Origin of the sequence: Xenorhabdus kozodoii (assembly GCF_002632875.1) — a bacterium.
In the GTDB taxonomy this organism is placed as follows: Bacteria; Pseudomonadota; Gammaproteobacteria; order Enterobacterales; family Enterobacteriaceae; genus Xenorhabdus; species Xenorhabdus kozodoii.
Genome location: NZ_NJCX01000018.1, coordinates 14,214 through 37,855, shown reverse-complemented (window position 1 = coordinate 37,855; position 23,642 = coordinate 14,214). Strand labels below are relative to the sequence as shown.

General features: G+C 46.5%; 19 protein-coding genes, 2 pseudogenes and 1 CRISPR repeat array (1 of these 22 only partly in view). Of the genes and pseudogenes, 16 read left to right on the top strand and 5 right to left on the bottom strand.

The features are described 5' to 3' along the window. Nucleotides 1–602: direct repeats of the CRISPR family, unit length 29 nt; unit sequence GTGTTCCCCATATGCATGGGGATAAACCG (it extends 2,357 nt beyond the left edge of the window). A gap of 334 nt (nucleotides 603–936) precedes the next feature. The 4 genes from potA (at nucleotide 937) to potD (ending at nucleotide 4,899) form a co-directional block, all read left to right on the top strand. After that, entirely contained in the window at nucleotides 937–2,052 is a 1,116-nt protein-coding gene (gene potA, locus Xkoz_RS12905) for a spermidine/putrescine ABC transporter ATP-binding protein PotA (RefSeq protein ID WP_099142551.1), read from the top strand. Continuing rightward, nucleotides 2,036–2,896, top strand: a complete 861-nt coding sequence (gene potB, locus Xkoz_RS12900; protein ID WP_099142550.1) for a spermidine/putrescine ABC transporter permease PotB — start codon at nucleotides 2,036–2,038, stop codon at nucleotides 2,894–2,896. The genes potA and potB overlap by 17 nt, the downstream gene beginning before the upstream one ends. Beyond that, nucleotides 2,893–3,672, top strand: coding sequence for a spermidine/putrescine ABC transporter permease PotC (gene potC / locus Xkoz_RS12895; RefSeq protein ID WP_099142549.1), 780 nt, complete (start codon nucleotides 2,893–2,895; stop codon nucleotides 3,670–3,672). Before potB ends, potC begins: the two co-directional genes overlap by 4 nt. Nucleotides 3,673–3,846: 174 nt before the next feature. Then, a complete protein-coding gene (potD, locus tag Xkoz_RS12885; protein ID WP_099142548.1) occupies nucleotides 3,847–4,899 on the top strand; it encodes a spermidine/putrescine ABC transporter substrate-binding protein PotD in 1,053 nt (350 codons plus the stop codon). 61 nt (nucleotides 4,900–4,960) lie between these two features. On the opposite strand, the pseudogene Xkoz_RS25010 reads toward potD, so the two are convergent. Further along, nucleotides 4,961–5,059, bottom strand: a pseudogene (locus tag Xkoz_RS25010) (phosphorothioated DNA-binding restriction endonuclease); the annotation flags it as partial. Nucleotides 5,060–5,761: 702 nt separating this feature from the next. Here Xkoz_RS25010 and Xkoz_RS12875 point away from each other — a divergent pair. Genes Xkoz_RS12875 through Xkoz_RS12860 form a run of 4 tightly spaced genes read left to right on the top strand, consistent with a single transcriptional unit; the run spans nucleotide 5,762 to nucleotide 9,849 of the window. After that, on the top strand, nucleotides 5,762–6,760 hold the full coding sequence (locus Xkoz_RS12875; RefSeq protein ID WP_099142547.1) for a 3-oxoacyl-[acyl-carrier-protein] synthase III C-terminal domain-containing protein: 999 nt from the start codon (nucleotides 5,762–5,764) through the stop codon (nucleotides 6,758–6,760). Continuing rightward, complete coding sequence (locus Xkoz_RS12870) at nucleotides 6,757–7,776, top strand: NAD-dependent epimerase/dehydratase family protein (protein WP_099142546.1); 1,020 nt, start codon at nucleotides 6,757–6,759, stop codon at nucleotides 7,774–7,776. Before Xkoz_RS12875 ends, Xkoz_RS12870 begins: the two co-directional genes overlap by 4 nt. After that, nucleotides 7,769–8,575 (top strand): MBL fold metallo-hydrolase, encoded by an 807-nt coding sequence (locus tag Xkoz_RS12865; protein WP_099142545.1) that lies wholly within the window; start codon nucleotides 7,769–7,771, stop codon nucleotides 8,573–8,575. The genes Xkoz_RS12870 and Xkoz_RS12865 overlap by 8 nt, the downstream gene beginning before the upstream one ends. Beyond that, nucleotides 8,572–9,849 carry a F390 synthetase-related protein gene (locus tag Xkoz_RS12860; RefSeq protein WP_099142544.1) on the top strand — a complete coding sequence of 426 codons (1,278 nt, stop codon included), beginning with the start codon at nucleotides 8,572–8,574 and terminating at the stop codon, nucleotides 9,847–9,849. The genes Xkoz_RS12865 and Xkoz_RS12860 overlap by 4 nt, the downstream gene beginning before the upstream one ends. A gap of 173 nt (nucleotides 9,850–10,022) precedes the next feature. On the opposite strand, the gene Xkoz_RS12855 is transcribed toward Xkoz_RS12860, so the two are convergent. Next, the gene (locus Xkoz_RS12855) at nucleotides 10,023–11,303 is read right to left on the bottom strand and encodes a bifunctional O-acetylhomoserine aminocarboxypropyltransferase/cysteine synthase (RefSeq protein ID WP_099142543.1); all 1,281 of its coding nucleotides are present in this window, start codon (nucleotides 11,301–11,303) and stop codon (nucleotides 10,023–10,025) included. 262 nt (nucleotides 11,304–11,565) lie between these two features. On the opposite strand from Xkoz_RS12855, the gene Xkoz_RS12850 reads away from it, so the two are divergent. Beyond that, a complete protein-coding gene (locus Xkoz_RS12850; RefSeq protein ID WP_099142542.1) occupies nucleotides 11,566–12,144 on the top strand; it encodes an Ail/Lom family outer membrane beta-barrel protein in 579 nt (192 codons plus the stop codon). 523 nt (nucleotides 12,145–12,667) lie between these two features. Here Xkoz_RS12850 and Xkoz_RS12840 read toward each other — a convergent pair. Both Xkoz_RS12840 and Xkoz_RS25940 read right to left on the bottom strand, forming a co-directional pair. After that, entirely contained in the window at nucleotides 12,668–13,297 is a 630-nt protein-coding gene (locus Xkoz_RS12840) for a hypothetical protein (protein ID WP_099142541.1), read from the bottom strand. Nucleotides 13,298–13,819: 522 nt separating this feature from the next. Then, nucleotides 13,820–13,966: pseudogene (locus Xkoz_RS25940) on the bottom strand (IS4 family transposase); the annotation flags it as partial. Between the two features lie 67 nt (nucleotides 13,967–14,033). On the opposite strand from Xkoz_RS25940, the gene Xkoz_RS12830 reads away from it, so the two are divergent. The 7 genes from Xkoz_RS12830 (at nucleotide 14,034) to Xkoz_RS12800 (ending at nucleotide 22,275) form a co-directional block, all read left to right on the top strand. Then, the gene (locus Xkoz_RS12830; RefSeq protein WP_244183476.1) at nucleotides 14,034–14,843 is read left to right on the top strand and encodes an SDR family oxidoreductase; all 810 of its coding nucleotides are present in this window, start codon (nucleotides 14,034–14,036) and stop codon (nucleotides 14,841–14,843) included. Between the two features lie 44 nt (nucleotides 14,844–14,887). After that, complete coding sequence (locus tag Xkoz_RS12825) at nucleotides 14,888–16,132, top strand: styrene monooxygenase/indole monooxygenase family protein (RefSeq protein WP_099142538.1); 1,245 nt, start codon at nucleotides 14,888–14,890, stop codon at nucleotides 16,130–16,132. A gap of 15 nt (nucleotides 16,133–16,147) precedes the next feature. Further along, complete coding sequence (locus tag Xkoz_RS12820) at nucleotides 16,148–16,696, top strand: flavin reductase family protein (protein ID WP_099142537.1); 549 nt, start codon at nucleotides 16,148–16,150, stop codon at nucleotides 16,694–16,696. A 42-nt stretch (nucleotides 16,697–16,738) separates the two neighbouring features. Continuing rightward, nucleotides 16,739–17,539, top strand: coding sequence for a cyclase family protein (locus Xkoz_RS12815; RefSeq protein ID WP_099142536.1), 801 nt, complete (start codon nucleotides 16,739–16,741; stop codon nucleotides 17,537–17,539). Next, nucleotides 17,536–19,137, top strand: a complete 1,602-nt coding sequence (locus Xkoz_RS12810) for a phytoene desaturase family protein (protein WP_244183475.1) — start codon at nucleotides 17,536–17,538, stop codon at nucleotides 19,135–19,137. The genes Xkoz_RS12815 and Xkoz_RS12810 overlap by 4 nt, the downstream gene beginning before the upstream one ends. Nucleotides 19,138–19,196: 59 nt before the next feature. Continuing rightward, complete coding sequence (locus Xkoz_RS12805; RefSeq protein WP_208615265.1) at nucleotides 19,197–20,102, top strand: SphA family protein; 906 nt, start codon at nucleotides 19,197–19,199, stop codon at nucleotides 20,100–20,102. Nucleotides 20,103–20,499: 397 nt separating this feature from the next. Continuing rightward, on the top strand, nucleotides 20,500–22,275 hold the full coding sequence (locus Xkoz_RS12800; protein ID WP_099142534.1) for an ABC-F family ATP-binding cassette domain-containing protein: 1,776 nt from the start codon (nucleotides 20,500–20,502) through the stop codon (nucleotides 22,273–22,275). A 37-nt stretch (nucleotides 22,276–22,312) separates the two neighbouring features. Here the strand turns inward: Xkoz_RS12800 and Xkoz_RS12795 are convergent, their stop codons facing one another. Continuing rightward, nucleotides 22,313–23,551 (bottom strand): VWA domain-containing protein, encoded by a 1,239-nt coding sequence (locus Xkoz_RS12795; protein WP_099142533.1) that lies wholly within the window; start codon nucleotides 23,549–23,551, stop codon nucleotides 22,313–22,315. Nucleotides 23,552–23,642 lie beyond the last annotated feature (91 nt).

Here is a 23,642-nt window from a genome sequence, read left to right as displayed (position 1 = left end):
GGGGTATTGTCTTTTGTAATATTGGTGTTCCCCATATGCATGGGGATAAACCGCCGTTAGAAATTTATATCGCCGGGCAATGATGGTGTTCCCCATATGCATGGGGATAAACCGGCTTAACTCCTCCATCGCCTCATGCATGATTTGTGTTCCCCATATGCATGGGGATAAACCGGGCCAATGACTATCCATCTAGAGCCGAGTCAGGTGTTCCCCATATGCATGGGGATAAACCGTACTTTCCCTTATATCGAAAGGAGCAAAAATAGTGTTCCCCATATGCATGGGGATAAACCGATTTACATGCTACGCAGAAAATTATTACTGAAGTGTTCCCCATATGCATGGGGATAAACCGGAGTCGTTCACGAGGGTACGGTGAAAGGGAGGGTGTTCCCCATATGCATGGGGATAAACCGATTACGGGGATAATCCGAATGATTGGATTCCTGTGTTCCCCATATGCATGGGGATAAACCGGAATTAAAATGTCCCGTTGTAGCATTGGCTCAGTGTTCCCCATATGCATGGGGATAAACCGGAAAATTATCTAAGGATAGATTTTAGTAAAGCGTGTTCCCCATACACATGGGGATAAACTAACAATCGTTATTGACCAACAGAAATACGCGTTAGGATCTCATTGAAAATAAAATAGATTAAAAGCATCCGGTAGTAAATTATTTCCAAGCGATTAAATTAGGCGCAAAATCAAACATTGTTGTTACCCTTCGTGAAATAGTAATAAAAAATGACATATTGTCATTGTTTCGGCTTTCAATTTGGGCTGTCTGCGTTTATTATGCGCGCTTCGTATTTTCAACCGGCGCCACTGGCTTTGAGCTTTAGCGGAGAAATGATGCCTCCTCTAGCTGACACAGTCTTTTCCCGTGGCGGTTCTATCTGCATTATTCCAAGGGATAGATGATAGCATAAATGACTGAGAACACCTCTCTGACACCACTCGTTGAGTTGAAAGCCTTGAGTAAGGGCTTCGACGGCAAACAAGTTATTTCACAGCTCGATCTGACAATCAATGATGGCGAGTTTCTGACCATCCTTGGGCCATCCGGTTGTGGCAAAACCACAGTACTCCGTCTGATTGCAGGGCTAGAAGATTCAGACGGCGGCAAAATTTTATTGGAAGGGCAGGATATTACCGAGATCCCCGCCGAACACCGTCACGTTAATACGGTCTTCCAAAGTTATGCCCTGTTCCCCCATATGAGCGTATTTGAAAATGTCGCTTTTGGGCTTCGAATGCAGAAAACACCGGAGAAAGAGATTGCCCCGCGTGTTGAGGAAGCCTTGCGCATGGTTCAGCTTGAAGCGTTTGCCCAGCGTAAACCCGCCCAGCTTTCCGGCGGCCAGCAGCAACGTGTCGCGATTGCCCGTGCGGTTGTGAATAAACCGAAAGTCTTGCTGCTGGATGAATCCCTGTCCGCACTCGATTATAAGTTACGCAAACAGATGCAAAATGAGCTAAAGGCGCTCCAGCGCAAGCTCGGCATCACTTTTATCTTTGTGACCCACGATCAGGAAGAAGCGCTGGTCATGTCAGACCGCATCGTGGTTATGCGTGACGGACGCATTGAACAGGATGGTTCTCCACGTGAAATCTATGAAGAGCCGAAAAACCTGTTTGTTGCCCGCTTTATCGGCGAAATCAATATCTTTGATGCCGAAGTGCTGCATCGTATTGATGACCAGCGGATACGCGCCAATGTTGAAGGCCACGAGTGTGATATTTTCACATCGCTGCCCGTGACGGTTGGGCAGACGTTGAAAGTGTTGCTGCGCCCGGAAGATTTGCGCGTGGAAGAGATCAATAACGGTGAGCAAGTATCGGGTTTGATTGGTTATGTCCGTGAGCGTAACTACAAAGGGATGACGCTGGATTCAGTGGTCGAAATGGAAAATGGCAAGATGGTCATGGTTAGCGAATTCTTCAACGAAGACGATCCCGACGTTGATCACTCCCTGAACCAGAAGATTGCCGTGACTTGGGTAGAAAGCTGGGAGGTTGTGCTGGTCGATGAAGAAGACGCGTAAACTATTCCAGAATATCGTCATTACGGGCATCGTATCCTGGCTGATGCTGTTCGTCTTTTTGCCGAACCTGATGATTATCGGAACCAGCTTCCTGACCCGTGATGATGCCAATTTAGTGCAGATGGTCTTCTCGCTGGATAACTATACCCGATTGTTCGATCCACTGTATGGCGAAGTGCTGCTGCATTCACTGAATATGGCGATTGTCGCGACGCTGTGCTGTCTGGTGATTGGCTATCCGTTCGCTTTTTTCCTGGCTCGTATGCCGGAGAAACTGCGCCCTCTGATGCTGTTTTTGTTGATCGTACCGTTTTGGACGAACTCGTTAATTCGTATTTATGGCTTGAAGATGTTTCTCAGTACCCGTGGGTATTTGAATGATCTTCTGCTGTGGATAGGGATTATCGATAAGCCGTTGCGCATCATGTATACCCCCGAAGCGGTTGTGCTGGGGCTGGTCTACATCTTGCTGCCATTTATGGTGATGCCGCTCTATTCCAGTATTGAGAAGCTGGATAAACCCTGTCTGGAAGCGGCGCGCGATTTGGGGGCGGGGAAATTGCAAACTTTTATCCGCATCATTGTGCCACTGACCATGCCGGGGATTATCGCCGGTTGCCTGCTGGTATTGCTGCCAGCGATGGGGCTGTTCTATGTGGCTGACTTGATGGGCGGGGCGAAAAACCTGCTGATCGGTAACGTGATCAAGAGCCAATTCCTCAACATCCGTGACTGGCCGTTTGGGGCGGCGACCAGCATTTGCCTGACGCTGGTCATGGGGTTGATGCTGTTGGTTTATTATCGTGCGGCTAAGTTGCTGAACAAGAAGGTGGAACTGGAATGATCGGACGCCTGTTGCGCGGTGGCTTCATGACCACCGTCTACGCTTACCTGTATATCCCGATTATTATCCTGCTGGTAAGCTCGTTTAACCAATCACGCTTTGGCATTAGCTGGCAGGGTTTTACCACTGAATGGTATAGCTTGTTGTTCTCTAATGACAGCCTGCTTCAAGCGGCCGGCCACTCCCTGACGATGGCGGTCGCGTCAGCCTCGTTTGCGACCTTAATTGGTTCCCTGACGGCGGTCGCCCTGTATCGTTACTCGTTCCGTGGCAAAAAATTTGTGGGTGGGATGCTGTTTGTCGTGATGATGTCGCCGGATATCGTCATGGCAATTTCATTGCTGGTGCTGTTTATGCTGCTTGGTGTCTCACTGGGATTTTGGTCACTGCTGTTTTCGCATATCACTTTCTGCCTGCCGTTTGTGGTGATAACAGTGTATTCCCGCCTGAAAGACTTCGACGTTAAGATGCTGGAAGCGGCGCGGGATTTGGGCGCAAGTGAATTGACCATCCTGCGAAAAATCATCCTGCCGCTGGCAATGCCGGCTGTCATGGCGGGCTGGTTACTGAGCTTTACCCTATCGATGGATGATGTGGTGGTTTCCTCATTTGTGACAGGGCCAAGCTATGAAATTTTGCCACTCAAGATCTATTCGATGGTCAAAGTGGGAATTTCGCCGGAAGTGAACGCATTAGCCACGATTTTATTACTGATGTCGTTGGTGTTGGTGCTGATTAGCCAGTTTGTGATGCGTGATCGCATCGGTAAGTCTTAATCTTCTTGTAAGCGTGGTTGCGAGTTGACCACGCTTTTCTTTGCACCGTAACAAGTGGCTTTACCCTATAAAACGCGGCTTTTATAATAGCCCCTTTTTCGGGGATAGGTTCACGCCGAACCTATACGATATTAACGCACCAACTGCGAGGGGAAACATGACATGAAAAACAACATGAAAAAGTGGTTCTGTCTGTTAGCCGCTGGGATGATGGCAATAAGCATGGGTTCGGTGAATGCCGCTGCCGCTGATGATGGCAAGACGCTGTATTTCTACAACTGGACTGAATACGTTCCGCCTGGTTTGCTCAACCAATTCACTAAAGAGACTGGGATTAAGGTGATTTATTCCACCTATGAATCCAATGAGAGCATGTACACCAAGCTGAAAACCTATAAAGATGGCGCTTATGATTTAGTGGTTCCATCCACTTACTTTGTCTCAAAGATGAGTAAAGAAGGGATGTTGCAAAAAATCGATACCCGTAAATTGAGCAACTTCCATAATCTTGATCCTAACCTGCTTCATAAGTCTTTTGACCCGAACAACGATTACTCTATCCCCTATATTTGGGGGGCAACGGCCATTGGTGTCAATGGCGATAATATTGATCCCAAGTCTCTCTCTTCGTGGGCGGATCTTTGGAAACCGGAGTACAAAAGCAGCTTAGTACTGACTGACGACGCGCGTGAAGTCTTCCAGATGGCGTTGCTGAAATTAGGGTATTCCGGCAATACCACTGATCCAAAAGAGATTGAAGCGGCTTATCAGGAACTGAGAAAACTGATGCCAAATGTTCTGGCATTTAACTCTGATAACCCCGCCAACCCGTTTATGGAAGGCGAGACAGATATCGGTATGATGTGGAACGGCTCGGCTTATGTTGCGCGTCAGGCGGGCACTCCGGTTGAGATTATTTGGCCGAAAGAAGGCGGAATTTTCTGGATGGATAGCTTGGCTATTCCGGCGAATGCCAAGAATGTCGATGGTGCGATGAAGCTGATCGATTTCTTGTTGCGCCCGGAAATTGCGGCGCAGGTTGCCCAAAAAATTGGTTACCCAACCCCGAATTTGGCAGCGAAAAAATTACTGCCGAAATCCATGACAGAAGACAAGTCCCTGTATCCCGATGCCGCCGTGATCAAGAAGGGCGAATGGCAGAGTGATGTTGGCAATGCCAATATCCTGTACGAAGAGTACTTCCAAAAACTAAAAGCCAGCCAGTGATCTGAAATCACATTGAATGATGGGGGAAGCCTGGGCTTCCCCTTTTTAATCGCTCTGGCGATTATTCCTTAAAAACCTGTTTGCGATGCCAGGCAATAAAACTTTCCAACGGATAATAGTCTTTGTTCTGGGGACGTAAAATGGGTTGTTTTGCAATTGAAGTTAGATTGGTATATATGGCTGAAAAAAACAGTCACTTCATTTATCCGAATAAATCCTGTTTTATTCATAAAAATAATATCGATCTTTTTACAAGATATACCAATCCAACTTCAAGTTGCAGTTTGCAAGCCAATGAGAGTGCTTATATCTCCCCGCTACACGGGGAGATATAAGACGCATCTTGAAAGGCGACTGGTATATATATTGCATAATTGATGATTTTTTTAAAAACTTAAGTGAATACCTTTCCATAATAATGAGACACTGATATTTATGAACAGCCCTTATTCCTCGAAGAGCGAGGAGTAAAAACGTCTCCTACAATATTCATATAATTCTATAATGAAATAAAAACTCCAAATGATTATTTATCAATAATCAAATCAAGTTGATTTATTGGTAAACCAAAATTGACCTTTATGTTACATCGATACAACAAGCTCTATGATTAAATCTCATGACAGGTTTCCTGGATTAAAAAAATTTCATGATATCGAAATGATAAATTTGGAAAACTTTTTATTTATCATATCCCTGTATTCGGTATTTCAATTTAGTAATGTGATGTATCATAAATATAGACTTCCTGTTTAATCGGCTATCTGATAAATACTCATTTAATGCTTACCCTACTCAGAATTCATTTTATATTCTGAAAATAAAATTAAACAAAAAACTAACATCTGGAAGTCATCATAAAATGAAAAACGCAAATGAATTGATCCCATTAAAGATCATTGCATCTGGTATTGCTTTACCAGAAAAAAAAGTGTATTCGTCCGATTTAGACCTGAAGTTAAATAAACCGAATGGTTTTGTAGAAAAACATTCAGGTATAGAGTATCGCTATCATGCTGATTATGAAACTCCCCCAACTAAATTGGCCACAGATGCATTGCATAATACGCTAGAAACCCACCAAATCTCACCCGATTCCATTGACCTGCTGATTTCTGCTTCCGCCGTCCCGATCCAAGCCCTACCTTATTCTGCCGCACATATTTTAAAAGCGAGCCGATTAACAGCAGGGACTGCCTGTTTTGACATTAATGCAAGCTGTGTGAGCTTTATCTCTGCCTTGGATGTTGCGGGAGGATTGTTGGCAACCCGACGATATCGGCGTATTGCCATTGTCTCCGCAGAGATGGCTTCCCGTGGGATTGACTGGTCGCATCAAGAATCTTCACTGATTTTTGGTGATGGGGCGGCTTGTATGATTGTTGAAAGGGGGGATGGGCAAAGCGGCATTGTGACCCACAAACATGAAACCTACCCAGAAGGCCTCGCATTATGTGAGATCCGGGCAGGTGGGACGCGCAAAAATCTGCGTACCGGGATGGAAGAGAGTGACTTCCTGTTTCAGATGCAGGGTAAGCCGCTGTTTAAACTGACGGCTTCATTGATTGAAGCATTTAACGCGCGCGTATTAGCCAGCGCCAATCTTAAAATGTCTGATATTGATACCGTGATCCCCCATCAGGCGAGCCATTTGGGATTGAAACATATTCTCAAGCGATTAAATATCAAGAATGACCGATTTGTGAATATCTATCGTCATCGCGGTAATCAGGTCGCGGCATCCATTCCCAGTGCACTGCATGAAGCCATCATTACCGATCGCTATTATGGTCGTGATTATGTGATGTTACTGGGTACAGCGGCCGGGCTTTCATTAAGTGAGATGATTTTAAGGCCATGAAAATTCTTGTAACTGGAGCGACAAGCGGTCTGGGACGTAATGCGGTTGATTACCTGTTAGCGCATAACAAGAAAGTCGTGGCAACCGGACGTGACCCGCAAGCGGGGGAGTCATTGGTTCAATTGGGCGCGGAGTTTCGCCGTGCTGAACTGGCAACGTTAACGGTGGACGAAGCCATATCGCTGATGTCAGGTTGTGATGCCGTCTGGCATTGTGCTGCAAAATCCTCCCCCTGGGGAGATCCTGAGGAGTTTGAACGTATTAATGTGACGGCGACAAAGGTATTGGCGCAGGCGGCAGGAATAGCGGGTATCCGGCGATTTGTCCATATTTCTACCCCAGCCGTATACTTTAATTTTTCACACCAACAGCATGTGACTGAAAATCAGCGCAGCCAGCGTTTCGCCAATGATTACGCCCGAACCAAGTTTCTGGCTGAAGAGAACATACGCCCACTGATCCATCGCCATCCTGACACAACTTATATCATCCTGCGCCCGCGTGGGTTATTTGGCCCGCATGACAGGGTGTTGTTGCCGCGTTTGCTGGCGCAGGTGAAAGCCAGCAAGGGCGCTATGGCCTTGCCTGCGGGGGGAAGGAATGCCTTGGATCTGACTTACGTCATGAATGTTGTGCATGCTATGGCATTGGCAACTCAACGCGAAGGATTACCAAGTGGGGCGATATATAACATTACCAATCAACAACCCCAGCCATTGGCGAAGACCTTGGGGCAATTATTTGATGAGATGCAGTTTGATTATCAAATAAAATCATTGCCTTATCCACTTTTGTATAGTGTTGCGGCAATCTTGGAAGGCATTGCCCTGCTCACCCGAAAAGAGCCATTGCTCACCCGTTACGGTATTGGCGCGGCTTATTATTCCATGACATTGGATAACACAAAGGCACGAGAAGAATTAGGGTATTCGCCGATTTATACCCTAGAAGAAGGCATTCATTTAACGGCCAATTGGCTAAAACAGGCCGATGATCAGGTGAGTCCACATGGTTAAGATGCGTATTTTTGAAGTGGGATACTGCACTCACCCTGGCTGTATGGTACTGAAAGGCGCCAGTTTGCGTGTCTGCAAATTTCCAGCCCGTGCGTGGTTGTTAGAGTGTCATGACCGGCGTTGGCTACTGGATACCGGATACGCCAGCCATTTTTATGATCACACTCGCAGTGGGATCATTCAGTTATATCGCAGGGTCACGCCCGTCCACTTTGACACCAAAGATTCATTGGTGATGCAACTCAAAGAGGAAGGCATTCAGGCGCGTGATATTGATGGCATTATCCTTTCTCACTTTCATGGTGATCATATCGCGGGATTACGGGATTTTCCGCAGGCCAAATTTATCTGTTCGGGAGAAGGTTGGCAGCAAACCCGCCACTTACGCGGCATTGCTGCACTGCAAAAAGCCTTTGTGCGCGGATTAATCCCGGAAGATTTCGAATCCAGAGTGCGTTTTTATGAAGGGTTTGCAACCAGCCCGTTACCGGAAGAATTAGCGGTATTGGGGGACGGTTATGTGGTGCCTGGGAGCCAAAAACAGATACTGATTGTTCCGCTGCCAGGTCATGCGGCAGGGCATCTTGGCCTTTGTGTCTTGACCGAACAGGGTTGGGTGTTGTTGGCGGGAGATGCCGCCTGGACTCCAACCAATTACCGCGAACGGCGTGGGCCTGCCAAGTTAGCCAATATCATTATGGATGACAGCCGTGCCTATTATGAAACATTGAATAAGCTCCACCAAATTGACCAAAAGCAGATCCCGATCCAGCTATGCCATGAGGGAGATTTGGAATGATATTAAAAACGCTTTGGTACTATTGGCGTGCCAAGAAACGGTGGAAATTTGCCAATCGACAGCAGCTTGAACAGCATCAACGGAGAGAATTGGCGAGATTCCGGCATAAGGTTCTGGCGAAAAGCCCTTATTTTTCCGCCTACGGTGATTTACCGTTGGCGGAATATCCGCTGATGAATAAAGCCATCATGATGGAAAATTTTGACCAAATGAATACCGCCGGTCTTAAACGCGATGCACTTTTGGCATGTGCACGTTTAAGCGAACAGTCACGAAACTTCAAATCAACGGTCGGCAAATTCAGCGTTGGCATGTCATCGGGGACATCGGGGCAGCGAGGCATTTTTGTCATTAGCCCTAAAGAACGGAGCATCTGGGCAGGCATTATGCTCGCCAAAATGCTGCCAAAGGGGTTATTTCACGGTGAACGCGTGGCGCTGTTTTTACGGGCAGGAAACAATCTCTACGATAGTGTCCAGAACCGTTGGATATCCTTCCGTTTTTTTGATTTGTTCGCCGACTTTAATCAGCAGTTACAAGCGTTAGTCGCGTATGCACCAACAATTATCGTCGCACCGGCTCAAGTATTGCGGGCGCTGGCATTGAAGATCCAACAAGGTGAAGTGTTATTGCCCGCGGTTAAAGTGATCTCGGTGGCAGAAGTGCTGGAACCGCAAGATCGCCAGTTATTGGCAACGGTATTCAGGGAGGTGGGTGAAATCTATCAGGCAACAGAAGGTTTTCTGGCGTGTACTTGCCCGCATGGGACGCTGCACCTTAATGAAGAGTTTCTGCATATTGAACCCAACTGGCTTGATGGATCGCGTTTTAACCCGATCATTACCGATTTTACCCGGGAAACGCAGCCCATTGTGCGTTATCAGCTTGATGATATTTTGGTGGTGAAGAAAACGCCGTGCGCTTGCGGTAATCCGGCATTAGCGATAGAACGCATTGAAGGGCGCAATGATGATCAATTAATTTTGCCAGCACTGGCTGGCGGAACGGTGAGTATTTTTGCTGATCCCTGTTCGCGGATCATTGCCAATACCCTGCCGCTGACCAGTGATTACCGGCTAACCCAGACGGAGTGGTTGCTGACATTGGCAGGGGATTGTGCTGTTGAAGCCCTCCTGCACTGCCAGTCAGCGCTGTCAGACTACTTTGCCAAACAAGGGGTGGATGTCGATAAAATTGAGTGGCAATGCGTATCGCAGACGATATTGCCGGATCTGTTTAATAAGCGTCGCCGGATTATTCGAAAGAAGGGGTAAGTTGGGGCGTTGGAGAATGATTGAACGGATTAAAACGGCGCAATCGTATCAGAAATGGCGGATTGCGCTGTTTTATTTTTTACATAAAAACACAGGCTCAAAATCACTAAGCCTGTGCTTATTCTCGGACAACGCATTTTCAATATTCTGGTGCGAAGCGTTTCACCACGATTTTACGGTGTTTTTGCCGCCTCCAGTGCTTGCGCAAGGTCGGCAATAATATCATCGCTATGTTCGATACCAATGGACAGGCGAATTAAATCCCGTGAAACCCCCGCTTTGACCATTTCTTCATCATTGAGTTGGCGATGGGTGGTTGATGCCGGATGGCAGGCCAGTGATTTGGCATCGCCAATATTCACCAAACGTACAATCAGTTGCAGGGCATCAATAAAGCGGATGCCTGCTTTTTCCCCGCCTTTAATACCGAAAGAGAGAATAGACGCTGGCTTGCCCCCCGTATAGCGGACAGCCAAATCATATTCAGGATGTGCAGACAATCCCGCATATTTCACCCAGGATACCTGGGGGTGTTTTTCCAGATATTGCGCGATCTTGAGGGCATTTTCAGTATGGCGCTCCATACGTAGCGCCAGGGTTTCCAGCCCCTGTAAGATCAAGAAGGCATTGAATGGCGATAAGGCCGCACCTGTGCTACGCAGCGGCCCAACACGGCAGCGAGCGATAAAGGCTGCCGCGCCAAAATGCTCGGTATAGGTGATGCCGTGATAGGAAGGATCTGGCGTGCCTAAAATGGCAAAGCGATCTTGATGAGCTGTCCACGGGAATTTGCCTGAATCAACGATTATTCCGCCAATTGAGGTGCCATGCCCGCCAATATATTTCGTCAGGGAATGAATGATAATATCTGCGCCATGTTCAAATGGGCGGCATAAATAAGGCGTTGCGACGGTATTATCGACAATCAGGGGAATGCCGTGTCGATGGGCAATCTCTGCCAGTGCCTGGATATCAACAATGTTGCCACTGGGGTTGGTGATGGATTCGCAATAGACCGCCTTGGTTTTGTTATCGATCATGGCGTCAAGGGCTGCGAGATCGTCATGATCAACAAAACGGGTTTCAATCCCAATATTTGGGAAACTGTGTGCCATCAGGTTATACGTTCCGCCATACAACTTTGCGACAGAGACAATATTATCCCCGATAGCAGCAATGGTTTGGATGGCGTAGGTGATAGCCGCCATGCCAGAAGCGACCGCAAGTGCACCGATCCCCCCCTCCAAGGCGGCGATACGTTTTTCCAGTACATCATTGGTTGGGTTCATGATGCGGGAATAAATGTTACCTTCCACTTTTAAGTCAAACAGATCGGCACCATGTTGGGAGTCATCAAAAGCGTAGGAGGTTGTCTGGTAAATAGGGACAGCAACGGCTTTGGTCGTTGGATCGGGTGAATAACCTGCGTGGATGGATAAGGTTTCTAATTTCATTGTCACTTCCTTTAGTTAGGTAGAGTGGGACTCGCGTTTGAGACTGACAATCAAAAATAGTAACGCGTTTTTTTCGACTTGGTTGATATCAAAAAATAACCCTGATTTAAAAATGGCAATACACCGGCGCAATATAAGTCATGGTGATGCTATCAATAATCCAATATGACTCACATTTGTTGCATTTTATCCGATTGCCTGACAGAAGCTATCTATACTTTAAACGGTTAAAACGTTTAATAAACATGAAAGGTAATTCTTGATGGTGATGAAAAATGCGCTTCTTGCCACTTTAGTCGTATCCAGCTTTATATATGGCTCCGTCACTTATGCAGATTCTCAGACTGTGGCTGTAGGTTATGCGCAAAGCCAGGTTCAGGATTTTAAAACTATTCGTGGCGCCAATCTTCATTACAGCTATGAATGGGATTCTCCGGTTATTATTATGGGTTCATTTACCTATATGAAAGGCAGTAAAAATGGCAGTTACAATAATAATAACCAGTCCTGGAAAGGCAGTGCTGATCTGAAATATTATTCATTGATGGTTGGCCCAGCATACCGCATTGACGATGGCGTGAGTATATATGGCTTATTGGGTTTTTCCCATTCTAAAATTGATCTCTTTGAGAACGAATATGAAGAAATAAAGGGTAAAATTAGCCATTATTCCTGGAATATAAATAAAGAATCGACTCATTTCGCCTATGGTGCGGGAGTGGAATTCAACCCCATTCAAAACCTCAGCCTTTATGCCGGTTATGAAGGCTCATCCGCGAAATACAGTAGCAAAGATCAGGGTATCAATGGGTTTAATGTCGGTTTAGGTTATCGTTTCTAATGTAAGAATGCCGCCAGCAATAGGCGATACTGAGGTATTGGGGATCATTGCGGCGGCGGATATAAAATCCCACCGAAGTGCTGCCTTATTGAATAAACTTTAAATCTTCTTTTTCCTCTTCTCCCTCAAATCTATACCAATCCAACTACAAGTTGCAGCGTGAAAACCAATGAGCGTGTTGATTTCTCCCCGCGAAGCGGGGAGAAATCACACGCATCGTGAAGTTAGATTGGTATAGCGCTTAATCGGGAGTTAACATTTGTAATGCTTGCTTGCACATAAGCATTATTTGTGGTTTGAAAAAAACGCCAATAAAAATACCAATAAAAATAAATACCCGATAGGAGAATAATGGAAATAACAATAATTATCTTAATGTTTTTTATCATAATCATTCCAAATTTTTCCATTAAATTATCCACTTGTTACAAAAAATTAATATTCATAATAATTAATTTTAATAACATAGGGTTAAGTGCTGTTTAGTAAAAAATAATTGAAATATTTAATGTATTTATATTTTTTATTTATCGTTTATATTATTTAAATTGGATTTCCAACGATATTTTGGCCAATGAAAACTAAACAATATCATCAAAATTGTTAATGGCCATCCACTAATAAAAATAATTACATCAATAGGCACATTGCTTTGAAAAGAAAGAATATAGACCCCCGCCGCTTTCAATGAAAAGATCAAAATCCAAGCTATTGTAACTTCATGCCAAGCTCTAGTATACAATGCGGTACCATATGCAGGGATACTCTTCAATCTTGGCATAGCTTGTTCAGCTATTGTCCGTATGATTGGTTGCTTTATTACAGAGTAAAAACCAAATATTACTACTACAGAAAGAGCACCACTAACAGATAAAAAGACACTTTCCTTATTAATATTAAACAAAGTATATCCATGAAGATAAAGGTAGTGACTACCCCCTGATGCCATTATAAAAAAAACTATGAATAAAGAATTTCTCTGCCGGCTAACCAACTGTAGACCTCCAGAATAAAGGGCTACTGTCAGCACAGCAATACCAACTCCCATTATCCAATACATGATATTGTAAAGAATAATAGGAATGATAAGAGTCATTATCGCATCACGCGATAATAAATAATGATAAATAGTCATTGATTTTTGTTGATTCATTATGATTACCTCTTAATCAAATATAAATTGAAATCATAGGTGGAAAACAAGACTAAAAAAACTGTGATCAGCATTATTCCTCCCATGATCAAAAACAAGTCATTAAAAACCATAATTTGGGTTTGTTGTACTATCTTCTGCTCCAATATACCAATCTAACTTCAAGTTGCCGCTTGCAAACCAACGAGAGTGTTTATATCTCCCCGCGTAGCGGGGAGATATAAGACGCATCTTGAAAGGCGATTGGTATATAACAATCGCTGTATGTTTAATATTCTGAAAATTAGTTTCCAAACCATGATTAATCATCATGTTCTTGATACTGTTAAGATAATAAACAAACACACGGTTACTAGATAGTAGAGATATTTTAATATCATAAATGTGAATATTGAAATACGAAATAAAAAGTGTGCCCAACATAGCAGTACCACATGAGCCACCCAAACTACGAAAAATATTTATTAAAACAGCAGAGGAAGCGCTGTCTCTCTGCTGTATATGACTAGTGGCTAACAAAGAAGGACGCGTATCACATTGCCGGCTCTTGCCATACGTCTGAATATCGCGAGTCCAGCGATGCTGCTCAATCAGCCCGACAACCTGCTGTTCCTGAAAGGCGACAAGTATATATCTGCACTGGATGGATCTTTTCTGCATATAGCGGCTATTTGAATCTCCTTATTTCACGTAATGATACCCCCTCATGATTTATTGAATCACTCAGGTCGGGCATATGACAAAAGGGGAACCCTTTATGCAGGGCTTAAATAATAAAGTCGCTATTGTCACTGGCGGGGCGACCAAAATTGGTGCGACCGTTGCCAAGGTATTGAGTGAATATGGGGTTAAGGTCGCGATTTTCGATATTGATCAGGCCGGTGGGGAAAAAGTGGCCAGCCTGCAACCGGAATCCATCCATTTTTGGCGCGTCGATATTACTGACGACAAACAGCTTTCTGCAGGAATACATGACGTTGTTGCTTATTATGACCGTCTGGACTACCTCATCAACCTTGCCGCCACTTATCTGGATGATGGCGCCAATTCTGGCCGTGAAACGTGGTTAACGGCTTTAAATACCAATGTGATCAGTGCCGTCAGAGCCGCTCAATTTGTTCGCCCTTATCTTATTGCCGCCGGAGGGGGGGCCATTGTTAACTTCACCAGCATTTCCTCCTCGATTGCCCAGACAGGCCGTTGGTTATACCCCGCCTCAAAAGCCACATTACTGCAAATCACCCGCAGTATGGCAATGGATTATGCCGCTGACCATATCCGCGTTAACTCGGTTTCACCGGGGTGGATTTGGTCACGAGTTATGGATGAGTTAACCCAAGGGCATCGACAGAAAGCCGATACCGTTGCCGCAGATTATCACCTGCTTGGCCGTATCGGTCACCCAGAAGAAGTGGCTCAGGTCGTGGCATTTCTCTTATCCGATTTGGCGAGTTTTGTCACCGGTGCGGATTATGCCGTTGATGGTGGTTATTCAGCCATGGGACCCGAACAGGCAAAACCCGCTATTCCGCGGCTGGCGGAGTAGGTGCAAGCGCACCTATCCAAAGTAAAACGAAAGAGGAACATACTATGCGTCATATCGCAATCGTAGGAGGTGGCCAAGCTGGACTACCTCTGGCCCTTGGTCTGCTTGACAAGGGCTATCAAGTCACTGTGGTCACCAACCGTACGCCTGATGATATTCGCCATGGTCGGGTTTTGTCGAGTCAGTGCATGTTCGATTCTTCTTTGCAATTTGAACGTGATTTAGGCTTGAATCAGTGGGAAACCCAATGTCCGCCCGTTGAAGGTATCGGTTTTACTGTGCCACATCCCGAATTTCCCAATGACAAGGCAATTGGCTGGAGTGCACGGCTCGACAACTATGCGCAAGCGGTCGATCAACGTATTAAGATGCCATTTTGGCTGGAGTCATTTGTTTCCCGTGGCGGCAAGCTGGAAATTAGCGATGTCGGGGTTGCTGAACTGGAACGCCTGGCTGCCCGCCATGAACTGGTCATTTTGGCCGCAGGGAAAGGGGAAATTGTGCGATTAATGGAGCGCGATGCTTCACGCTCTCCCTATGATCAACCCCGGCGCGCACTGGCACTGACTTATGTCAAGGGTATGTTGCCAACGCCAGAATATTCCCGTGTTTCTTTTAACTTGATCCCAGGCGTGGGCGAGTATTTTGTTTTCCCTGCCCTGACCCTGAATGGTCCCTGCGACATCATGGTATTTGAAGGTATTCCCGGTGGGGCAATGGATGGCTGGCAAGAGGCCAGAACACCGCAGGAACATCTGGCCTATAGCAAGCAGATCCTTAAGACTTTCCTGCCGTGGGAGTCTGAACGTTGTGAACAGGTGGAGCTGACCGATGAAAACGGTATTCTGGCGGGACGCTTTGCCCCCGTGGTTCGTAAGCCGGTGCTGACTTTGCCTTCTGGCCGTCAGGTTTTTGGGTTGGGGGATGCGGTGGTTACCAATGACCCCATCACCGGGCAAGGTTCGAATAATGCAACAAAAGCCAGCAAAGTCTACTACGAGGCGATCCTTGCCCGTGGTGACAAGCCTTTCACGGCTGAATGGATGCACGATACCTTCGAACAATTCTGGCAATACGGTCACTACGTTGTCGAGTGGACAAACAGTCTGCTTATCCCACCAAAGCCACACATTCTGGATTTACTGGGTGCCGCCCAACGCTTGCCGACACTCGCCAGCACCATTGCCAATGCTTTCAACCATCCTCCGGTACTGTTTCCGTGGTGGGAAGATCCCCACGCCTGTGAAGAGTATATTCATTCACAGATGATTGAAGAAATTCGGGCATAAACGGGGGAAAACTACATGAATACCCTGAATATCAATACCCAAATGTCGTTGCTTGAGAGTGAGTGGGGCGCAACCGAGTTTGAAGGCAGGATGTTGCGCTCACTGTTGGGAAAGTATCCGACCGGCGTTGCCATTGTTGCGACACGTACTGCCGAAGGGCGTGATGTGGGGTTGACCATCAACTCATTTGCTTCGCTTTCGCTGGAGCCGCCTTTGGTGCTCTGGAGTCTGGTGGAACACTCCCCGAATCTTGCCGTATTCCGTGACTGTGAATATTTTACGATCAGCATTCTTGGCTGTGACCATCGGGAGCTGGCTCTGCGTTTTGCCAGTTCACGGGTGGAAAATAAATTTCAGGATATTCCGGTGCAGGAAACGCCTGAAGGTATCCCCTCCATTGGGGGCGCGATAGCAACCCTGGTTTGCGCCAATCACCAGCAAACGCACTTGGGGGATCACTTGTTGGTGATTGGACAAGTCAAACGCATTGCCAGTATCGAAGGTAAGCCACTGGTTTTTCATAGTGGCATGTTTACCGGACTTCATGATGTTCATGAGATATAACAGCCTTATTCTGTTGGGAAAACATTCAGGAGAACATGACTCATGAACAGTGCGTTAACTGCGTTTGTTGCTGCGTTAAATCAGGGCAGTGTAAAAATCATCGACCTGACACAGACATTAACGGCGGATTTTCCGGCCTTGCAGTTGCCGGCGCAATTTGGCCAGGTTTGGGCATTCAAAATGGAGCGCATTTCTCACTATGATGAAAATGGTCCAGGTTGGTACTGGAACAATTTTAGTTGTGGTGAGCATACCGGAACCCATTTTGATGCACCGATACACTGGGTCAGTGGCAAAGATCAGCCAGATAACACCGTCGATACCATCCCCGTGCACAATTTTGTAGCGCCAGCGGTGGTGGTGGATGCCAGTCAACCGGTGGCACAAGATCCAGACTGGATATTGACGGTTGAGTTTTTACAAAGCTGGGAAAAGCAGCATGGGACGATTCCCGCCGGTGCATGGTTACTGCTGAGAACCGATTGGTCAAAACGGGCAGACGATCCGGTTCGTTTCCTCAATATGCGTGATGATGGTGCCCACACGCCGGGACCAAGTCAGGAAGCGGTGGAGTGGTTGATCCATGAGCGTGACATCCGAGGATTTGGGGTCGAAACCATTAATACGGATGCGGGGCAATCTTACGCCTGGCCTGTGGCTTATCCCTGCCATACCTTGATGCATGGGGCGAATAAATATGGCTTACAGTGTTTGAAAAATCTTGATTTGTTGCCACCGACTGGCGCGGTCATTATTGCTGCTCCCCTCAAAATCGGCGGCGGATCGGGCAGCCCGTTGCGTGTTCTGGCATTAGTTGAATCCTTTTCGGGAGCGGCATCATGACAGCGTCCAGGCCACAAGTGATTATTATCGGCAGTGGCATCAACTCGCTGGTGTGTGCCGCTTTGTTGGCAAAATGGGGCAAATCCGTACTGGTACTGGAACGTAATGCCGTTCTTGGGGGTTGTATTCGCACGGAAGCCCTTTTTCCCGGTTATACCCATGATGTGCTCTCTTGCTGGTATCCGCTGTTTTTGGGTAGCCCGGCTTATCAAGAACTCAGGCCGGCGTTGGAACAGGCCGGCCTGGAATTCATGCAAAGTGATTATGCGACCGGGCTGGTTCAACCCAATGGCAAAAGCATTGCTTTAAAACGGGATATTCTGGCCTCTGCCTTGCGGCTCGATGAAATGGCGGCAGGTGATGGCGAAGCATTAACGCGCATGGCCCAGCAAATCTTTCATGATGATGCCGGTTTGATCTTTGGCTTGCTTGGGCAAAATCCCTATAGCTTCGGCATAGCCAAGCTACTGTTTTCTGAATGGCGCAAACGCGGCATGGAGGGATTGACCGGGTTTGCCGGTCGTTCATTGGAAACTTTCCGGCGCTGGGCTGAACGTGAATTACAGTCTGATTTTAGTCGCGCCCTGTTAGCGCCGTGGGTATTGCATACCGGGTTGGGGCCGGATGATGCCAGCTCCGCCCTGATAGGTAAACTCACCTTTGCCGCCGTGATTGCAGGCGGGATGCCGGTGGTGAAAGGCGGGAGTATGCGCATTGTCGAGGCGCTAAAACAGATCACCGAGCAACACGGTGGTCGGTTTATCACCCAGGCTCAGGTTGACCGCATCATCAGCCAAGGGCAGGGGAAAAAACGCCGCGCTTCGGGGGTGATAGTCGCAGGGCAGGTTTACCACGCCAGTGAAGCGGTGGTCTGTAATGTAACGCCCCAACAACTTTATGGTCACCTGCTGGATAGGATCCCCGAACCTGTCTTGCAACAGGCGCGAAACTATCGTTATGGGCGTGGGGGAATGCAGATTCATTTTGCCTTGAGCACGCCGCCCCCGTGGTGTGATCCTGAATTACGCCATGTCCCCCTTGTCCACCTGACAGAAAGCATGGAACACGTGTGTTTATCCGTCACACAAGCCAACAACGGTTATCTGCCAAGCCACCCGACACTGGCAATAGGGCAGCCAATCGCCCTTGATCCTTCCCGCGCCCCAGAAGGGGGGTGGATCTTGTGGATTCAAATGCAGGAGTTGCCCACCCAGCTTAAAGGTGATGCTTTGGGCGAAATTCCAATTCCGGCAGATGGCAAATGGAATGACACGATCCGCGAAGCGGTTGCGGATCGCATTCAGGCACGTCTGGAAACGGTGATGGCGGGTTTTTCCGCTTCGATTGTGGGTCGCAGAGCCTATTCACCGGCGGACTTACAGGCATTGAACTGCAACTTGTCAGGCGGCGATCCCTATTCGGGGATTTGTTCACCGGATCAATTTTTCTGGCTACGCCCATTTGCGTCCTCGCAAGGTGCAAAGGCGCACCAAACGCCAGTCAGTAACGTGTTTCACATTGGGGCTTCAACCCACCCAGGCCCCGGATTAAGCGGGACTTCCGGCTACCTTGTCGCTCGCCGGCTTGTGCGGCGCTGATCAACTTAGCCAATCCTTTCATTTTTTATCAATTCATCTCTTACAGAGAGGAAAATTTTATGACGTCAAAATTCAGACAACTCATTTATGTTGCGCTTTTATCACTGCCCGGTGGTCTGGCGATGGTCAGTCATGGCGCGATGGCGACAGAAGGAGGAGTTGGAGCCTATCCCGATGGGCTGGATAACTATCTCTCCGGTGCGTTACCGCCAGCGGGCATTCACGCCCTGTTTTATGGTGGCAATATTCACTACAACAAACTTAAGGGCGCGCATGGCGATGTGATCCCGGTTCCGGGTTTTAAAGTCAACGTCAACGTCCTTGCCCCTCGGCTGGTCTGGGTGACGGAAAAACAGGTTTTTGGCGGCCAACTGGCTTACCATGCGATCGTGCCGTTATTGGATGTTACCGCTGATGCCGCTGGCAAACACAGCAACAGCAAGGGGATCGGGGATATCACCTTGGGTCCTGCTTTGGGTTACCACCCCGCACCGGATTTAGCTTATGTTATTGGCGTGAATGTTAACGCACCAACAGGCCACTATAACCGCCACGATCTTGCCAACCTGGGAAAAAATTATTGGACAGCCCAACCGGTTGGGGCGATCAGCTATTTTCCGGCTTACGGCATCAATGCCGATTTAAAAGTGATGTATGATGTCAACTTCCGCAACAAAGCCACCAAGACGACCTCTGGTCAGGCACTGCATGCGGATTATGCGCTGGGGTGGGGATTTGGCAATGGTTTTGTCGTAGGCGTTGGCGGTTATGTCTTCCAGCAGGTTACCAATGATAGTGGGACAAACTCAGCCGGAGGTAAAGCCAGCGCGGTGGGTTTGGGTCCCTCCCTTCGCTATGCCAATGATAAAGGCTGGCTGGTGACGTTGAAATGGCAAAAAGACTTTATCGTCAGCCATCGCCCAGCGGGTTCCCAAATTTTCGTTAAAGCGGCCATTCCATTTTAAGGAAGTGAACTATACCAATCTAACTTCAAGATGCGTGTGATTTCTCCCCGCTTCGCGGGGAGAAATCAGGTTTCATATCGTGTTGTAAATTGCAACTTGAAGTTTAATGCGTATATACCCATCGCCTTTCAAGATGCGTTTTATATCTCCCCGCGCAGCGGGGAAATAAAATGGTACGGTTACCAATAAGAAATAAACGCCGCCCATTAATATGCGCGGCGTTTATTTTTATCAATTAATTAATCGAGTAAATAATGACATTAATACACTAAAATACCGTGGTGATATCTCCATTTATTCGGGTAACAACTTGACCCAACCGTTCTTTGAATATATAAGTTTTGACTGAAAATCATCATCCTGAGATTAATAAAAGTCTTATGATAGGGACATAAAAATGTCAACGCTGATTCAGTGTAATAAGGTTAACTTTAGCATTCATTCAAAACCATTATTTAATAACCTCTCTATAACGATTAAAGAAAACGACAAAATTGCGTTGGTTGGTTATAACGGCACGGGAAAAACCCATTTACTGAAATTATTGGCGGGTATTGAAAAGCCGGATGATGGCGTCATTGAATATGCCAATGGTTTGAGGTTGGAGATGGTTTCCCAGTTTATTGATGACGCATTACTTGAGATGACCTTGCTTGACTCTATTTCCCAGAAAGTCAAACAAATCGATGAATATGGTGATTATAAAGCGGTATCCCTGCTTTATGATTTTGGCTTTCAGGATGCTGACTTTACGACGAAAGTGGCTGATCTCAGTGGTGGGCAAAAAACAAAATTGATGTTTGCCATGAGTGTGGCCGTGGAACCCGATATCATTTTATTTGACGAACCCAGTAACCATTTGGACGCCAATACCCTGAAATTTTTCGAGGATTTCTTTAATAAAAGCCTAAAGAGCGCGTTTATTATCGTTTCCCACGATCGAAACTTTCTGGATAACGTCACCAACCAAACGATTTTCTTGCGTGACCAACAATTGATAACATTTTCCCTGCCATTCAGTCAGGCATTTATGGCTTTGCAGGAAAAAGATGAAGCGGACGCTTTACGTTTGAAAGCGGAAGAAAAGAATATTCAACGCATACAGGAAAGTGCCAAGCGTCTGGCATTGTGGGGAAAACTCCACGATAACGAAAAATTAGCCAGACAAGCCAAATCGATGGAAAAACGGGCGGAAAAACTCGAAAAGAGTAAAACCCAAATAACCGAAGGGGAAACCTATCGATTATCGTTGGATGCCGACACGATCAAATCGAAAAATATGCTGCAAATTGGGGAAAAATGGATTGGCTATCACCAAAATAGGCAGTTTAATTCTTTATTTTCAATGAATGGCTTGTATATCCGGCCAGGCGACAGGATTGCCCTGCTCGGTGATAATGGTGTCGGGAAATCCACCTTGATCCATACGCTTGTTGATGCCTATAACAAGGCCAGAAATGTGAATAATGGAGAATTGGCGACTTCGGCCTATGATACCGGGAATATCACCTTCTCCCCGCAGTGTAATATGGGTTATCTCGATCAGGAATTGGAAAAAATTTCGCTGAACGAATCCATCTTCGATGCGGTCAAAAATAACACGCCGAACATTGATGATATTACCTGTAAACAACAATTAATTGCGACAGGCTTTCAATATGCGGATTTTCATCAACGGGTGGGGCGATTAAGTGGTGGAGAACGTTCCAGATTAATGTTTTTGATCTTGAAATTAAATAAGCACAATTTCCTGATCCTTGATGAGCCAACAAACCATCTGGATATTTTTGGCAAAATGGAATTAGAGAATGAATTAATGAATAACGGAATGACGATATTCATCACTTCGCATGACAGGGTATTTATTGATAACGTCGCCAATCGTTTTTGGCTGATTAAAAATGGCAAACTGGAAGAAGTGACATCCAGCGAAGGGTATTACCAGTTTCTGAATGAAAATGTGACCCTATATCCAAAAGAGGTGATTAAAGTTCAGGAAAGCGCGCCTGATGAACCACAAGTATTGGCAGATGAGGAAGCGATCCTGCAACGTATTGTGGTATTGGAGCAAAATCTGGCGCAGGATTTGGCAAGAAAACCGAAGCACCAGAAACCCCAAAATCAGGCAAGTTGGAAAAAGGAAATTGAGAGACTTTATGAAATATTGGGATAAATTCCAGCGCCCCGATTGGGGCGCTGACCGTTATTTATCACGACAGGATCTGTTCAGCCGCCGCAATATCTAGCCACTCTTTAAATTCGGTTAACAATAAATCGTACAGCACCTCATCTTTTACCGTGGCAAAATTGTCGATGGCGAAGAAATGGGTGTTATCCAGACGACGATCGGTAAAGTTATCGAGTTTTTCGAGTACGCCATAATACGCTCCCCCCAGGCCAACAAACTTCCAAAAAATAGGATAATTTGCTGAACGTCGGATGGCCTCCTTAATTTGACGAGTCTTGCTGATCCCCCCGTCTGTAATAAACACGATATAGACAGGGAGGTCACTGTCTTTAAAATAGTCGATAATATCTTCCATGACGGGTGGTTCATTGTTTGTCGCACCCAGGCCGGGGAGAATTTCCCATCTGGAGCGTTTCATCGTGGTTTGGATTGCATGGACATAGTCATCAAGATTATCAAGGGTGACGTCCTGATATTTTTTGTGCTTATCGGCAAAACCCCAGACATCCATGGAGCCGTCATCGTCAAATTGCGCGGCCAATACCGCAATACGATCCAGGACTGCCTGAACATATCCCTTCTTGAATTGGCCTTTCATTGATCCTGAAGCATCAAGCACAAATGCCACCCTGGCTTTGATGGATTGCAGGTTATGTTTACTCAAGCTGACGGTGGCATTCTTGGCAAGGTTGACGAGGCGTGGTGCTTTATCCTGGAGTTTTTTCTCAAGGCTGATAGTGAGGCGAGTTGGGGATACCGGTTGTTCCACATCAACCCCAAAATTCACCGCCAGAGGCTCCAGCCCACCATTGAACCCTTGGCCGAGGGCACGGAGTTTCCAGCTACCGGAATGTCGATAAATTTCCGCAATAATCATGGCCTTTTCCGTTCTGCCTGCGGTTGAAACCGTAAAGGTGGCAACATCTTGCATGTCAAATTTCAACTGTTGAAGACCAGCGACTGAATCTGGGCCATCGATCACCAGCGTGATCGCCATTTTGCTCACACTGGCCGCCATTTTGGTCAGATCCACGGTGATCGTGCTGCTTTGGTGAGCGGTTTCCAACACCAGGCTGTGATCTGCGGCGGTGGGATGATTGTAAAAATAGAAGTCACTATCTCCCCTGACTTTCCCATTCGCATTCAATAGAAAAGCGGAGGTATCGACTTCACTGCGAAAAGAAGGGGTTGTTGGGTAAGAGAGGGTGATTCGAAGCAAAGTTTTAGATAAAACGATATTCTGTCCTGCTTGAAGATCCATACATGATGTCCTTTTTAAATGTGTAGGGTCTGTTTTTTACGATATTAATCACCATCAGGGTATTCAACCTAATGTTTTTCGTTGTCGTGAA